Raw genomic sequence first — 13,276 nt, 5'->3', positions numbered from 1 at the left:
CGGTGCCTCACGCAGTCAGGAAATCGAGCAGCGCGCGGTTGAACCCGCCGGTGCACTCGATGTTCGATATGTGCGCGGCGTCGAATTCGACGTGCAGCGCACCGGGAATCGCGGCGGCCAGCGCGCGGCCCTGGTCGGGCGGCGTCGACATGTCCTTCGCGCCGGTCACGACGAGCACCGGCAACGCGATGCCCTTCACTTCCTCGCGCAGGTCGGCCGCGTTCAGCGCGTCGCAGTTCGCCGCATAGCCGTCCTTGTCGGTATGCACGAAAGTGTCGCGGATCGCATCGAACAGACGCGGCTCGCGTTCGACGAATGCGTCGGTGAACCAGCGCGGCAGCACGGCGTCGGCGAGCGCGGCCATGCCTTCGGCGCGCGCCTTCTGCGCACGCGGCCCCCACACTTCCGGCGAGCCGATCTTCGCGGCGGTATTCGACAGCACCGCGCGCACGATGCGCGACGGGTAGCGCGCGGCGAGCGCGGCGCCCGTCAGCCCGCCCATCGAGATGCCGCAGAAATGCGCGCAGTCGATGCCGACGTGGTCGAGCAGGCCGATCACGTCGCCCGCCAGTTGCTCGATCGTGTACGAACCGGCCGGTGCGTCGGAATGACCGTGGCCGCGCGTGTCGTAGCGCAGGATGTTGAAGTGCTGCGTGAGCGGGCGGATCTGCGGGGCCCACATCTGCAGGTCGGCGCCGAGCGAATTCGAGAAGACGAGCCACGGCGCGTCGTCGCGCGCGGCACGGTCGATCCGGTAATGCAGTTTCACGCCGTTGACAGTGGCGAAAGGCATCTCAAGGTTCTCCTGGTTAGTGCGCGCCCGCATGCAGCGCGAGCACGGCGTCGACATAGGCATGCGCCTCGCCGACGTAATGTGCGGGATCGAGCAGCCGCGCGAGCGCGTCGCGCGACAGGTGGGCCGACACGGTCGCATCGGCGGCGAGCACGTCGAACAGCGTCGCGCCGGTGCGCACGGCTTCCTTCGACGCGTGCTCGACGACGTGATGCGCATCGAGTCGGCCGATGCGGTCGCCGAGCGCGAGCATCACGGCTTCGCCGAGGATCAGCCCGTGCGTGAGCTCGAGGTTCGCGGCGAGGCGCTCGGTGTTGACGTCGAGGCCAGCGACGATCTGCGCGATCTGTGCGAGCGCGCCGCCCGTCAGGCGGGCGAGGTCGGGCAGCGCATCCCATTCGGCCTGCCAGCCGCCGAGGGCGCGCTCGTGCTCCTGCACCATCCCCGCGAACACGGTCGCGACGAGGTTCGGCGCGCGCACGGCAGCCGTCAGCACGGCTGCGCAGCCGACCGGGTTGCGTTTGTGCGGCATCGTCGACGAGCCGCCCTTGCCGGCGGCGGCCGGTTCACCGAGCTCGCCGATTTCGGTCTGCATCTGCAGCGACACGTCGCGCGCGATCTTGCCGAGCGTGCCGGTCAGCATCCCGAAGCACGCCGCCGCTTCCGCGATGCGATCGCGCTGCGTATGCCACGGCACGGCCGGCACCGCGAGCTTGAGATCGGCCGCGAGCGCAGCGCTCACGCCGGCTGCGTGTTCGCGCAGGCTCGCGAGTGTGCCGGCTGCCCCGCCGAACTGCAGCACGAGCGCACGTTCGCGCAACTCGGCGAAACGCGCGCGATGGCGCAGCAGCGCATCGAGCCATTGGGCGAATTTGAGGCCGAGCGTGATCGGCAGCGCCTGCTGCAGCCACGTGCGGCCGATCATCGGCGTCGCGCGATGGGTGCGCGCGAGCGCGGCGAGCGACGCGCAGGCTTCGTCGAGCAGCGGATCGAGCACGTCGAGCGTGTCGCGCAACTGCAGCACGGTCGCGGTATCGATGATGTCCTGGCTCGTCGCGCCCCAGTGCACGAACTTCGCGGCCTCGGGGTCGTCGGCCTTCACTTGCGCGGTGAGCTGCTTGACGAGCGGAATCGCAAGATTGCCGCCGAGCGCCGCACCGTGCGCGAGTGCGTCGGCGTCGAGCCGGCCGGCGTCGCACGCACGTTCGATCGGCGCGACCGCGGCGGCGGGAATCACCTGCTGCGCGGCCAGCGCGCGCGCAAGCGCGGCCTCGACGTCGAGCATGCGCTGGATCGTCGCGCGGGGCGACCAGATCCGGTTGAGCGGCTCGGTGCCGCAGATCAGGGAGGTCAGGCGGGCGCTGTCTTCGAGCATGGCATCAGAATGGGGAAACGGCGTGCGCCTATTGTCTACCCAAGCGTGCCGGCGTGCGCTCGAATGCGCGCCCCGGCACGCTTGCCGTTCAGGCGGCGGCCTTTTGCGTCGCGTCGATCAGCGGCACGCCGGTCAGCTTCTGCAGCTCGTCGAACGACAGGTCGGTGAAGATCTCGCTCACCGCGAGGCCGTCGGCCGTCACGTCGAGCACGGCGAGATCCGTATAGATGCGGCTCACGCATTGCACGCCGGTGACCGGATACGAGCACTGCGCGACGATCTTGCTCTCGCCCTGCTTCGTCAGGTGCTCCATCATCACGAACACCTGCTTCGCGCCGATCGCGAGGTCCATCGCGCCGCCGACGGCCGGAATCGCATCGGGCGCGCCCGTATGCCAGTTCGCGAGATCGCCGTTCGCCGACACCTGGAACGCGCCGAGCACGCAGTAGTCGAGGTGGCCGCCACGCATCATCGCGAACGAATCCGAGTGGTGGAAATACGCGCCGCCGGTTAGCAGCGTCACGTGCTGCTTGCCGGCGTTGATCAGCTCGTCGTCTTCCTCGCCGGGCGCGGGCGCCGGGCCCATGCCGAGCAGGCCGTTCTCGCTGTGCAGGAAGATCTCCTTGCTCGGGTCGAGGTGGTTGGCCACCAGCGTCGGCACGCCGATGCCGAGGTTCACGTACGCGCCTTCGGGGATGTCCTGGGCGACGCGCTTGGCCATTTCATCGCGGGTCAGTCGTTTCATGTCGGTTTCTCCAGGCGGGTCAGGCGGCTTGCGACGCAGCGTGTTCGGCGGCCAGCTCGGCCGCGTGCGCGGCCTGCGGCACCTCGACGATCCGCTGGACGAAAATGCCCGGCGTCACGATGTGTTCCGGGTTCAGCGCGCCGAGCGGCACGACTTCCGACACCTGGACGATCGCGACCTTCGCGGCGCTGGCCATGATCGGCCCGAAATTGCGCGCGGTCTTGCGGTACACGAGGTTGCCCCAGCGGTCGCCCTTGTATGCCTTCACCAGCGCGAAATCGGCGTGGATCGGCGTCTCGAACACGTACGGCTTGCCGTCGATCACGCGCGTTTCCTTGCCTTCCGCGAGCTTGGTGCCGTAGCCCGTCGGCGTGAAGAACCCGCCGATGCCGGCGCCCGCCGCGCGGATGCGCTCCGCGAGGTTGCCCTGCGGCACGAGCTCCAGTTCGATCTCGCCCGCGCGGTACAGCGCGTCGAACACCTGCGAGTCGCTCTGGCGCGGGAACGAACAGATGATCTTGCGCACCTTCTTCGCCTTCAGCAGCGCCGCGAGGCCCGTCTCGCCGTTGCCCGCGTTGTTGTTGACGATCGTCAGGTCGCGCGCGCCCTGTTCGATCAGCGCGTCGATCAGCTCGGACGGCATGCCGGCCGTGCCGAAGCCGCCGATCATGATTGTCGCGCCATCGTGGACGTCGGCAACCGCCGACTGAAGCGATTCGAAAATCTTGTTGACCATGTCTCTTCCTGATGCGAACCCGCGGCTCGTGCGCGGCCTGTCGAGGGGACACGCGCGTGCCGCGTGCCGCGCCGGAGGCCTTCGTCGACCCTCGGCTTTTGTTCGCTATTCGAACCTAGATTCGATTAGCGAACGATGGGCCGATCATAGAGTCGCGCACAGCGCGTTGTCAAGGCGGGTTGCCTCGGAGGCCGTCGCATCGTCGAACGGCAAGCCGACGTAGTTTTCAGCGAGCGACTGCGCGGCGGCCCGCGAGCGCGTCACGTATTTCAACTCGGCGAACTTCAGGCGATTGACGAACGGCGAATCGTCCGGCGACGCATGCAGCATGTTCGTCATGAAGTACGAGAAGTGCTCGGCGCGCCACACGCGTTCGAGGCAAGTCGCCGAATAGCGCTCGAGCGGCGTCGCGTCGCCCGTCCGGTAGCGTGCGCCGAGCGCGCGGGACAGCGCGCGGACGTCGGCCACCGCGAGGTTCATGCCCTTCGCGCCGGTCGGCGGCACGATGTGCGCGGCGTCGCCGGCGAGGAACAGGCGGCCGTGCTGCATCGTCTCCGACACGAAGCTGCGCATCGGCGTCACGCTCTTCTGCGTGATCCGGCCCTCGGTCGGCGTCCAGCCGGTGTCGTTCGAGAAGCGCGTGTGCAGTTCGTCCCAGATCCGCGCGTCGGACCATTCGGCGAGGTCTTCATCCGGCTTGCATTGCAGGTACAGCCGCGTGACCGTCGGCGAGCGCATCGAGAACAGCGCGAAGCCGTTGTCGTGGTGTGCGTACACGAGTTCGTCGAGCGACGGCGCCGCGTCGGCGAGGATGCCGAGCCACGCGAACGGGTAGACGCGCTCGAACGTGTTCAGCCGGTCGGCCGGAATCGTCTGCCGCGCGATGCCGTGGAAGCCGTCGCAGCCCGCGATGTAGTCGCAGTCGATGCGGTCGGCGCGACCGTCCGCATGCTTGAACGTGACGAACGGCCGCTCGCTTTCGACATCGTGCAGCGCGACGTCGCTGACTTCGAAGTGCATCTGATGACCGTGCTCGACGCCGGCCGCGATCAGGTCGCGTACGACTTCGTGCTGGCTGTAGACGGTGATCGCGCGCCCACCGGTCAGCTCGGACAGGTCGATGCGGTGACGCTGGCCGTCGAACAGCAGCTCGATGCCGTGATGTTCGAGCCCTTCGCGACGCATCCGGTCGCCGAGGCCGGCTTCGTTCAGCGTGTCGACCGTGCCCTGCTCGAGCACGCCGGCGCGGATGCGGTTCTCGCAGTATTCGCGCGAACGCGCTTCGACGAGGATGGAATCGACGCCTTGCAGGCGCAGCAGGTGGGAAAGCAGAAGGCCGGACGGACCGGCGCCGATGATCGCGACTTGGGTGCGCATTGTTCGTCTCCAGAACATTAATTCGAATCGTGGAACACATTTGAGCGCTTTCCCGACTATGCGGCAACGCGATTCAGGAGATATGTTGTATACGTTTTGAAGATACCGGCCCGGCCATGGATGCGCTCGATCTGAACCTGATTCCCTACCTCGTCGCGCTCGACGACGCGCGCAACGTGAGCCGCGCGGGCGACCTGCTCGGCGTGAGTCAGCCGCGCGTGAGCACCGCCCTCGGCCGGCTGCGCGAGTATTTCGGCGATCCGCTGTTCGTGCGCACGTCGCGCGGGATGGAGCCGACGCCGCGCGCGCTCGCGCTGCTGCCGGCCGCCCGCGACGCGCTCGCGCAGATCGAGCGCGGCCTCGTCGCGCCGCACGACTTCGACCCGGCCGCGAGCACGCATACGTTCTCGATCGCGCTGTCGGACGTCGGCGAGATCGTGTTCCTGCCGAAGCTGCTGCAGGCGTTCGCGACGCACGCGCCGCACGCGAACCTGCGTTCGGTCTCGCTCGCGCACGACGAAGTCGGACGCGGCCTCGAAGCCGGGTCGATCGATCTCGCGGTCGGCTACTTCCCCGACCTCGACGGCAACAACTTCTTCCAGCAGCGGCTGTTCACGCACCGGTTCGTCTGCCTGATGCGGCGCGGCCATCCGTTCGAGCAGACGCCGCCGTTCACGGTCGAGCAGTTCCTCGCGTGCGGGCACGCGGTGGTGCGCGCCGAAGGCCGCAGCCAGGAGGTGCTCGAGAAATATCTGGCGAAGCAGCGCATGCAGCGCCGCGCGGTGCTCGAAACGCCGCACTTCATGAGCCTGCCGTTCATCCTGAGCCGCACCGACCTGATCGCGACGGTGCCGCACGCGATCGGCTACGCCTATGCGGCAGAGCACGCGTTCATCGTGCCCGTCGAGCCGCCGCTCGCGTTGCCGCGCTTCGACCTGAAGCAGCATTGGCATCGCAAGTATCACAACGACCCGCGCACCGCGTGGCTGCGCGGCGTCGTCGCGTCGCTGTTCAACGACGAGCAGGACGAATGGCCGAAGTGACGAAGGGGCGCGGCGGCCCGCACGCACGACCGGCGAAAGCATGAAACAATGGCCGGATATCGGCCGCCGCAGGCGGCCTTCGATGGAGCCACTACATGGGTAAGGGAAAGAAATCCGCGCGGCCCGAGGCGGTCGCCTCCCGGCCGAGCCGTGAAGAAGCCGAAGACGCCGTCCGCGTGCTGTTGCGCTGGGCCGGCGACGATCCCGCGCGCGAAGGCCTGCTGGACACACCCGCACGCGTCGTGCGCGCGTACGAGCAGTTCTTCGCCGGCTATGCGCTCGACCCGCGCGACATCCTCGCGCGCACGTTCAGCGAAGTCGACGGCTACGACGAGATGATCGTACTGAAGGACATCCGCTTCGAGAGCTACTGCGAGCACCACATGGTGCCGATCATCGGCCGCGCGCACGTCGCGTATCTGCCGAACCATCGCGTCGTCGGCATCTCGAAGCTCGCGCGCCTCGTCGATGCGTTCGCGAAGCGCCTGCAGATCCAGGAAAAGATGACCGTGCAGATCGCCGACACGCTGTTCGACGTGCTGCAGCCGAAGGGCGTCGGCGTGATCCTCGAAGCCGCGCACCAGTGCATCTCCACGCGCGGCGTGCACAAGCCGGGCGTCGAGATGGTCACGTCGCGCATGCTCGGCACGTTCCGCACCGATCCGTCGACGCGTCGCGAATTCCTGTCGATCGTCGCGAATCCTTCCTCGGTCAACCTGACGAATACCTGATGGAGCAGACGAAGCAAACGGCGCACGCGCCCGTCGTGCTCGTGACCGGCGCCGCGCGCCGGGCCGGGCGCGCGTTCGCCGAGTATTTCGCGGCGCACGGCTATCGCACCGCGGTGCACTACGACCGTTCGGCCGATGCCGCGCAGGCCGCCGCCCGCGCGATCGCCGAACGCGGGCACGATTCGGTGGCGCTGCAGGCCGACCTGTCCGATGCCGCGCAGATCACCACGCTGATCGACCAGGTGTACGCGCGCTTCGGGCGCCTCGACGTGCTGGTCAACAACGCGTCGGTGTTCTGGCAGGACCATTTCCCGAGCTTCGACCTCGCGGCGTTCGATCAGGCGTGGGCCGTCAACTGCCGCGCGCCGATCCTGCTCACGCGCGCGTTCTACGAACGGGCTCGCGCGGCCGGCACGCAGGGCGTGGTCGTGAACGTGGTCGACCAGAAGATCAAGGAAAACTTCCACCGCGACCATTTCAGCTACACGGTCGCGAAGGCCGCGCTCGGCAACCTGACGCAGATGCTCGCGCTGTCATCCGCGCCGGTGCTGCGCGTGAATGCGGTGTTCCCGGGGCTGATGCTGCCGAGCGACGACCAGACGCAGGCCGACTTCGAACACGCGAGCCGCGCCTCGACGCCGCTCGCGCGCATCGCCGGCCCCGACGACGTCGCCAGCGCGATCCTGCTGCTGACGGGCAATGCGTACAACGGCGTGGATTTCGTCGTCGATGCGGGCCAGAACCTGATCCGCGTGGACCAGGACGTGCTGTACAAGCACCGCTCGCCGGACGGCAAGCACTGACGCTTCGATGAACGAAGGCGGCTGCACGCCGCCTTCGTGCGCCGGGCCGAGCGGGCTTCGCACCGCTCACGCCCGCGAACGCCGGACGGCGGTCCGGCCGCCGATCCATTCCGCGTCATCCGCCGCGTTGCGCGGAACGGCGCCCGCGCATTCGCTGCCGCGTTACGGCTTCTCGGCGCTCCCGCCTTCGCGGACCTTGCCCTGCGCGACGCTCGTGCCGGGCGGCACGCTGTGCGTGAGCCACACGTTGCCGCCGATCACCGAGCCGCGCCCGATCGTCACGCGGCCGAGAATCGTCGCGCCCGCGTAGATCACCACGTCGTCCTCGACGATCGGGTGCCGTGCATTGCCCTTCACCAGCGCGCCGTCGCCATCGGCCGGGAAACTCTTCGCGCCGAGCGTGACGGCCTGGTACACGCGCACGCGCTCGCCGATGATCGCGGTCTCGCCGATCACGACGCCGGTGCCGTGGTCGATGAAGAAGCTCGGGCCGATCTGCGCGCCAGGGTGGATGTCGATGCCGGTCGCCGAGTGGGCGATTTCATTGATGAACCGCGCGAGCAGCGGCACGCCGAGCTGGTGCAGCGCATGCGCGAGCCGATGGTGCATCATCGCCAGCACGCCGGGATAGCACAGCAGGATCTCGGTGATGTGCTGCGCGGCCGGGTCGCCCGCGTACGCGGCCTGGATGTCGCTGACGAGCAGCGCGCGGATCGCCGGCAACTGCCGGCCGAATTCGCGTGCGATCTCGAACGCGCGTTCGTCGAGTTCGGCGAACGGCGTATCGACATGCTCGGGCAGGAACGGCAACGCGCGGCGGATCTGTTCGGACAGGATGCGCAGCGTGCTTTCGAGCGTGTGGCCGACGTAGTAGTCGACGCTTTCGTCGGTCAGGTCGGGCGCGCCGTAGTGCGTCGGAAACATCGACGCGCGCAGGCCGGTCACAATCTTGCAGATTGCATCGCGCGACGGCAGTTCGCGGATGCCGCGCGGATGGCGCGTGCGATGGAGTTCCTCGCGCGACTCGCGCAAGCCGGCGACGATTTCTTCGAGGCCCCACTGACGGGCGGGTGATGTCGACATATGCCAATGCGGGCAGCCGCGCGCGGATGCGCGGCCGCTAATAAAGTGACGGGTTCCGCAAGATTACCGCGTTTTTTGTCCGGGAGCGGCACCCCGGGGATCGGCCGGACGGCCGGCGCTGCTCGACCGCGACGGCGTCACATCGAGATGCTGCTCGCGTCGATCCAGCGCACGGCCCAGTCGCGCGCGTGCGCGATCGCGTCGCCTTCGTCGTTGAACTGGAGCTCGATCGGAAAAAAACGGTTCGCAACCAGCTCCCCGTCGCTCGATCGGGAGATCACGACGTAGGGCTTGAATGAACCGTCACTGGCGCGTGCGGGCGCGCAATTCAACAGATAACCGCGGTGCGTGAAGGCAGTAGTCGCTTGCATGAATCCGCCACCTCTAGTCCCTTGCTTTGTTGTTCACTACCCGTCTTTAAGGGTGCTGCGGCGCCCCGGCGCGGGCAGAGGCGGCGAGACTTCATCCCCTGTCGCCGCTTCGCAGGAAAAGAATCATACTCTGTAGAAAACGCGTCTTCTAGCTGAAATAAATCATGACAAATCAGTGCGCGTCGCGCGACCGCGGCGATCGCCCGCGCGCCTTTTCCCGTCGTGCCCGGAACGGGATTTGCTTCGATCCGGAGCGTGTCGCCGCCAGGAGAGCCGCGATGGAATCATCCGCTCAAACAGGTCGTGCGCATCCGCGCAGCGTCGAACTCGACAACGACGACACGCACGACAGCACGGTCGATACCGACGGCAAGCACCGCGAAGCGTCGCGCCTCGCCGGCGCCGGGCCGATCTCGCCCGACCAGATCACGCGCAGCAACGCGTCGCTCGTCAATGCGATGCCGGAAGCCGGCGACGGCTTCGCCGGTTTCGACAGCCGCCCCGACGGCAATCATCCGGCGTTCGCGCTGCGCGCCGGCTACCGGGTGATCGAGAAAGGCTTCGACACGCCGCCCGCGGACGACGCGCCGTTCGGTCCCGTTCACCGGATGTACGGCAGCGCGTACTGGCCCGGCCACGGCCGCCGCCCCGAGCGCGTCATCGAGTTGACCGCCGTGCCGGGATAGCCCGCGGCGTTTGAATCGATCGTTCGATTCGGAATCGCCGTCGAACGATGGCGGTGGATCGGCGCGTACGATTCGCGCTACGCGCCGATACTCGTTCGCGCGATGCCGAAGCGAACGGTTCCGCGCACGGGCCTCGGCGTTCACGGTCATGCCTGCCGCGCATCGCATCGACGCACATGCATTGACCGAAGTCATGGCGGCGCGGCGCGATTGCGATTGAATGGCGATGCGTGCCGCGCATCGGCGTGACTGCCGTGTCGGGTCGATGCGCGCGCATGCGGTTTCGCCGACGATCCGGCCACACCACGCGACACGCATCGCGCGGTGCAGCATGCGTCGCATGCATGGCCCTGCCCGGCCGCGACCGGAACCGCGCGACCGTGCGGCAGCGCGGGCATCTCGCTGCACGATCCTGCCCGTTGGTTTACTCTGCCTCGCAGCATCGCGCATTGCCCAGCCCGCTCGGCCATCCGGCCGACTTCGTTTCAACCCGCCACTCGGAGACACTATGTACAAGCGTATTCTGGTTGCCGTCGACGGCAGCGACACGTCCCGCCATGCGTTCGACGCCGCGCTGGCGCTCGCGAAAGCGCACGGCGCCGAGCTGCAGCCGTTCTACGTCGTCGAAAACGCGGCGATCTACTACAACGTGCCCGGCTACGATCCGTCCGTGCTGCGCGATCAGCTCGTCGCGCAGGGCAACACGCTCGCGCAGGATTTCGCGAAGCGGATGCAGGCCGCCGGCGTGAAAGGCGAAACGCGGCTGAACGAAGCGACGTCGCTCAACGACGTATCGTCGCTGATCCTCGACGGCGCGAAAGCGTTCGGCGCCGATCTGCTCGTGCTCGGCACGCACGGCCGTCGCGGCTTCCGCCGCCTCGTGCTCGGCAGCATCGCCGAACAGTGCGTGCGCCACGCGACGCTGCCCGTGCTGCTGATCCCGGCGGCCGCCAACGCGGACGAGCCGGCCGCCTGAGCGGCGCTCGGCAGGCGCGGCCGGTCGCGACGTTTTGTCACCCGACAGCGGCAACTTGCGGTGGGACAATGATTTCGTCGATTCAACGCCGGAGTAAACGATCATGCTGACGCCCGTCGCCACCCGCCCCGCCGCCACGCCCCATGCCGGTAGCTGGGCTCCTCGCCAGGCCGCGCACTGCTCGTCGTGCGCGATGCGGCACCTGTGCATGCCGCAGGGCCTGGCGCCCGAAGCGCTCAGTCGCCTCGAGTCGGTCATCTGCGCGGCACGCCCGGTCAAGCGCGGCGAAGCGCTGTTCCGCGAAGGCGACGCATTCGACAACCTGTACGCGGTGCGCTCGGGTTCGCTGAAAACCGTCGCGACGCGTCACGACGGCCGCGAACAGGTCACGGGCCTGCACCTTGCCGGCGAAGCGCTCGGCCTCGACGGCATCTGCGACGATACGCACCCGCGCACCGCGGTCGCGCTGGAAGACAGCTCGGTCTGCGTGATTCCGTACAGCGCGCTCAAGACGCTGTGCTCGGAAGCCGGCTCGATGCAGTTGCGCATGCACAAGCTGATGAGCGAACAGATCGTGCGCGAAACGTCGCAAACGATGCTGCTCGGTTCGCTGAATGCCGAAGAGCGCGTCGCCGCGTTCCTGCTCGACGTGTCGTCGCGCTACCTGAAGCGCGGCTACTCGCCGTCGGAATTCAACCTGCGGATGACACGCGAGGACATCGGCAGCTATCTCGGCATGACGCTCGAAACGGTCAGCCGCACGCTGTCGAAATTCCAGAAGCGCGGCCTGATCGAAATGCAGGGCCGCCACGTGCAGATCATCGACTTCGACGGCCTGCAACACCTCTGATACCGCACGGCGCGCGCCCGTCGCGCGCCGCCTGCCCAACGTCGCCGGTCAATCGAGAAACAGCGCGGCACGCGCTTTCAGCGCCGCGCTGAAATCGTCGAGCCAGCCGATCGACAGACGCCAGCTCTGCCAGTACAGATCGATGTCGATGGTTCGCCCGCGCGACATGTCGATCAACTCGCCCGCCGCCAGTTGGCGGTCGACCATCCGGTCCGGGCACATCCCCCATCCCAGTCCCGTTTCGCACGCGCGCAGGTAGCCCGCGACGTGCGGTATCCAGTGCTGCGGCGGATCGAGATCCGCGCGCGTCACGCGCCGGATGAAGCGCGCCTGCAAGCCGTCCTTCGGATTGAACATCACGCACGGCGCGCGGCGCAGCGCATCGCGCGTGATCCCCGCGTCGAAATAACGTGCGTAAAACGCCGGCGAACACACCGCGCGATAGCGGATCCGCCCGAGCCGCTCCGACCGGCATCCCTGGATGGGCTCGGCCTGCGCGGTCACGGCGCCCTGCACGCTGCCGTCGCGGATGCGCGAGGCCGTGTAATCCTGATCGTCGATCACGAGGTCGAGCAGCGTCTCGCGCTCGGTGCAGAACGGCCCGACCGCGTCGATGAACCACGTCGCGACGCTGTCGTCGTTGACGGCCACGCGCAGCGTCGGCCACGCGCTCGCGATCTGGCCCGGCAACGCGGGCATCCGGCCGCCCAGTTCGGCTTCCAGCAACTGCACGCGTTCGGTATGCCGGCACAGCAGCGCGCCCGACGTGGTCGCGACGCACGGCTGCCCGCGCTTGACGAGCACGCTGCCGACCCGCTCCTCCAGCAGCTTCACGCGCTGCGACACCGCCGACGGCGTGACATTCAGCTCCTTGGCCGCCCGCTCGAACGAACCGTGCCGGATCACGGCGGCGAGGGCATCGAGCAACGCGTAGTCGAGCATTAGATTTCCTTAATCTGCATTAGGTGATTTAGCTTCTCTTATTCTCGCGCTGCTCGCAGACTAGCGCTACCCGATTCGTTCGTCTACTGCTTCCACGGCTGTCCCCCATCATGAACTGGCTCGCTTTTTCTCACGGCGCCGCCCTGTGCGCGTCGCTCATCGTCACCATCGGCGCGCAGAACGCATTCGTCCTGCGCCAGGGCATCATGCGCTCGCATGTCGGCAAGATCGTGCTGCTGTGCGCGGTGTCCGACATGATCCTGATCGGCGCGGGCGTCGGCGGCGCGTCGGTGCTCGTCGAGCGCTATCCGACCTTCGTCCACGCGGTGCTGTACGTCGGCCTCGCATATCTCGCGTGGTTCGGCATCAATGCGCTGCGCCGTGCGTTCAAGCCCGGCCACGACACGCTCGACGTGCGCGGCGACGCGGTCGCGCCGCCGCCGCAGAGCGCGCTCGCGATCGTGCTGATGACGCTCGCGTTCACGTGGCTCAACCCGCACGTGTATCTCGATACGTTCCTGCTGATCGGCACGGCCGGCGCGCGCGAGCCGGAAGGCGGGCGGCTCGCGTTCGCGATCGGCGCGATGACGGCCAGCGTCGTGTGGTTCCTCGGGCTCGGCTATGGCGCGCGCTTGCTGGCGCCGTGGTTCCGCAAGGCGGTCGCGTGGCGCGTGCTGGATGGCGCGATCGGCAGCATGGTGCTGTTTCTCGCGGCCGTGCAGTTGCGGTAGGGCGGGAGCGTCGCGGCAGACGCGGTCTGCCGCG

At 68.0% G+C, this 13,276-nt stretch carries 15 protein-coding genes; 7 read left to right on the top strand and 8 right to left on the bottom strand.

Going from position 1 to position 13,276, the window contains the following annotated elements; genetic code table 11:
• Nucleotides 1-7 precede the first annotated feature (7 nt).
• From pcaD to pobA, 5 genes are all read right to left on the bottom strand, one after another.
• A complete protein-coding gene (pcaD, locus tag DTA15_RS05480) occupies nucleotides 8-793 on the bottom strand; it encodes a 3-oxoadipate enol-lactonase (protein ID WP_006482306.1) in 786 nt (261 codons plus the stop codon).
• A 16-nt stretch (nucleotides 794-809) separates the two neighbouring features.
• Nucleotides 810-2,168, bottom strand: a complete 1,359-nt coding sequence (locus DTA15_RS05475; RefSeq protein ID WP_006482296.1) for a 3-carboxy-cis,cis-muconate cycloisomerase — start codon at nucleotides 2,166-2,168, stop codon at nucleotides 810-812.
• A gap of 88 nt (nucleotides 2,169-2,256) precedes the next feature.
• On the bottom strand, nucleotides 2,257-2,913 hold the full coding sequence (locus tag DTA15_RS05470) for a CoA transferase subunit B (RefSeq protein WP_006482308.1): 657 nt from the start codon (nucleotides 2,911-2,913) through the stop codon (nucleotides 2,257-2,259).
• Between the two features lie 19 nt (nucleotides 2,914-2,932).
• A complete protein-coding gene (locus DTA15_RS05465; RefSeq protein WP_006482282.1) occupies nucleotides 2,933-3,649 on the bottom strand; it encodes a 3-oxoacid CoA-transferase subunit A in 717 nt (238 codons plus the stop codon).
• Nucleotides 3,650-3,793: 144 nt separating this feature from the next.
• Nucleotides 3,794-5,026 (bottom strand): 4-hydroxybenzoate 3-monooxygenase, encoded by a 1,233-nt coding sequence (gene pobA, locus DTA15_RS05455; protein ID WP_006494082.1) that lies wholly within the window; start codon nucleotides 5,024-5,026, stop codon nucleotides 3,794-3,796.
• A gap of 116 nt (nucleotides 5,027-5,142) precedes the next feature.
• Here pobA and DTA15_RS05450 point away from each other — a divergent pair, with 116 nt between their 5' ends.
• The 3 genes from DTA15_RS05450 (at nucleotide 5,143) to DTA15_RS05440 (ending at nucleotide 7,603) form a co-directional block, all read left to right on the top strand.
• Nucleotides 5,143-6,069 carry a LysR family transcriptional regulator gene (locus tag DTA15_RS05450; protein ID WP_006482291.1) on the top strand — a complete coding sequence of 309 codons (927 nt, stop codon included), beginning with the start codon at nucleotides 5,143-5,145 and terminating at the stop codon, nucleotides 6,067-6,069.
• 95 nt (nucleotides 6,070-6,164) lie between these two features.
• Nucleotides 6,165-6,800, top strand: a complete 636-nt coding sequence (gene folE / locus DTA15_RS05445) for a GTP cyclohydrolase I FolE (RefSeq protein ID WP_006482320.1) — start codon at nucleotides 6,165-6,167, stop codon at nucleotides 6,798-6,800.
• The gene (locus DTA15_RS05440; protein WP_006482287.1) at nucleotides 6,800-7,603 is read left to right on the top strand and encodes an SDR family oxidoreductase; all 804 of its coding nucleotides are present in this window, start codon (nucleotides 6,800-6,802) and stop codon (nucleotides 7,601-7,603) included. The genes folE and DTA15_RS05440 overlap by 1 nt, the downstream gene beginning before the upstream one ends.
• 162 nt (nucleotides 7,604-7,765) lie before the next feature.
• Here DTA15_RS05440 and epsC read toward each other — a convergent pair whose 3' ends face one another.
• Nucleotides 7,766-8,686: a serine O-acetyltransferase EpsC gene (gene epsC / locus DTA15_RS05435; RefSeq protein WP_006482285.1), complete on the bottom strand. Its 921-nt coding sequence runs from the start codon at nucleotides 8,684-8,686 to the stop codon at nucleotides 7,766-7,768.
• A 137-nt stretch (nucleotides 8,687-8,823) separates the two neighbouring features.
• Entirely contained in the window at nucleotides 8,824-9,057 is a 234-nt protein-coding gene (locus tag DTA15_RS05430; RefSeq protein ID WP_006480138.1) for a hypothetical protein, read from the bottom strand.
• 278 nt (nucleotides 9,058-9,335) lie between these two features.
• Here DTA15_RS05430 and DTA15_RS05425 point away from each other — a divergent pair, with 278 nt between their 5' ends.
• From DTA15_RS05425 to fnr, 3 genes are all read left to right on the top strand, one after another.
• Complete coding sequence (locus DTA15_RS05425) at nucleotides 9,336-9,743, top strand: DUF3005 domain-containing protein (RefSeq protein ID WP_006482327.1); 408 nt, start codon at nucleotides 9,336-9,338, stop codon at nucleotides 9,741-9,743.
• 508 nt (nucleotides 9,744-10,251) lie between these two features.
• Complete coding sequence (locus DTA15_RS05410; protein ID WP_006482283.1) at nucleotides 10,252-10,719, top strand: universal stress protein; 468 nt, start codon at nucleotides 10,252-10,254, stop codon at nucleotides 10,717-10,719.
• Between the two features lie 103 nt (nucleotides 10,720-10,822).
• Nucleotides 10,823-11,569 (top strand): fumarate/nitrate reduction transcriptional regulator Fnr, encoded by a 747-nt coding sequence (gene fnr / locus DTA15_RS05405; RefSeq protein WP_006482294.1) that lies wholly within the window; start codon nucleotides 10,823-10,825, stop codon nucleotides 11,567-11,569.
• A gap of 48 nt (nucleotides 11,570-11,617) precedes the next feature.
• On the opposite strand, the gene DTA15_RS05400 is transcribed toward fnr, so the two are convergent.
• Nucleotides 11,618-12,511 (bottom strand): LysR family transcriptional regulator ArgP, encoded by an 894-nt coding sequence (locus DTA15_RS05400; protein WP_006480142.1) that lies wholly within the window; start codon nucleotides 12,509-12,511, stop codon nucleotides 11,618-11,620.
• A 110-nt stretch (nucleotides 12,512-12,621) separates the two neighbouring features.
• Between DTA15_RS05400 and DTA15_RS05395 the strand changes: the two genes are divergently transcribed.
• The gene (locus DTA15_RS05395) at nucleotides 12,622-13,242 is read left to right on the top strand and encodes a LysE/ArgO family amino acid transporter (protein ID WP_006482350.1); all 621 of its coding nucleotides are present in this window, start codon (nucleotides 12,622-12,624) and stop codon (nucleotides 13,240-13,242) included.
• The last annotated feature ends 34 nt before the right edge of the window (nucleotides 13,243-13,276 follow it).

It is taken from the genome of Burkholderia cenocepacia, from assembly GCF_900446215.1.
Taxonomy (GTDB): Bacteria; Pseudomonadota; Gammaproteobacteria; order Burkholderiales; family Burkholderiaceae; genus Burkholderia; species Burkholderia cenocepacia.
The sequence above is the reverse complement of the archived record's forward strand: the minus strand, read 5'-3'. Positions and strand labels throughout refer to the sequence as shown.

Bases quoted from the DNA above. Each gene is read 5' to 3' on its own strand.
- pcaD (WP_006482306.1), bottom strand. From the start codon at position 793: ATGCCTTTCGCCACTGTCAACGGCGTGAAACTGCATTACCGGATCGAC.
- DTA15_RS05475 (WP_006482296.1), bottom strand. From the start codon at position 2,168: ATGCTCGAAGACAGCGCCCGCCTGACCTCCCTGATCTGCGGCACCGAG.
- DTA15_RS05470 (WP_006482308.1), bottom strand. From the start codon at position 2,913: ATGAAACGACTGACCCGCGATGAAATGGCCAAGCGCGTCGCCCAGGAC.
- DTA15_RS05465 (WP_006482282.1), bottom strand. From the start codon at position 3,649: ATGGTCAACAAGATTTTCGAATCGCTTCAGTCGGCGGTTGCCGACGTC.
- pobA (WP_006494082.1), bottom strand. From the start codon at position 5,026: ATGCGCACCCAAGTCGCGATCATCGGCGCCGGTCCGTCCGGCCTTCTG.
- DTA15_RS05450 (WP_006482291.1), top strand. From the start codon at position 5,143: ATGGATGCGCTCGATCTGAACCTGATTCCCTACCTCGTCGCGCTCGAC.
- folE (WP_006482320.1), top strand. From the start codon at position 6,165: ATGGGTAAGGGAAAGAAATCCGCGCGGCCCGAGGCGGTCGCCTCCCGG.
- DTA15_RS05440 (WP_006482287.1), top strand. From the start codon at position 6,800: ATGGAGCAGACGAAGCAAACGGCGCACGCGCCCGTCGTGCTCGTGACC.
- epsC (WP_006482285.1), bottom strand. From the start codon at position 8,686: ATGTCGACATCACCCGCCCGTCAGTGGGGCCTCGAAGAAATCGTCGCC.
- DTA15_RS05430 (WP_006480138.1), bottom strand. From the start codon at position 9,057: ATGCAAGCGACTACTGCCTTCACGCACCGCGGTTATCTGTTGAATTGC.
- DTA15_RS05425 (WP_006482327.1), top strand. From the start codon at position 9,336: ATGGAATCATCCGCTCAAACAGGTCGTGCGCATCCGCGCAGCGTCGAA.
- DTA15_RS05410 (WP_006482283.1), top strand. From the start codon at position 10,252: ATGTACAAGCGTATTCTGGTTGCCGTCGACGGCAGCGACACGTCCCGC.
- fnr (WP_006482294.1), top strand. From the start codon at position 10,823: ATGCTGACGCCCGTCGCCACCCGCCCCGCCGCCACGCCCCATGCCGGT.
- DTA15_RS05400 (WP_006480142.1), bottom strand. From the start codon at position 12,511: ATGCTCGACTACGCGTTGCTCGATGCCCTCGCCGCCGTGATCCGGCAC.
- DTA15_RS05395 (WP_006482350.1), top strand. From the start codon at position 12,622: ATGAACTGGCTCGCTTTTTCTCACGGCGCCGCCCTGTGCGCGTCGCTC.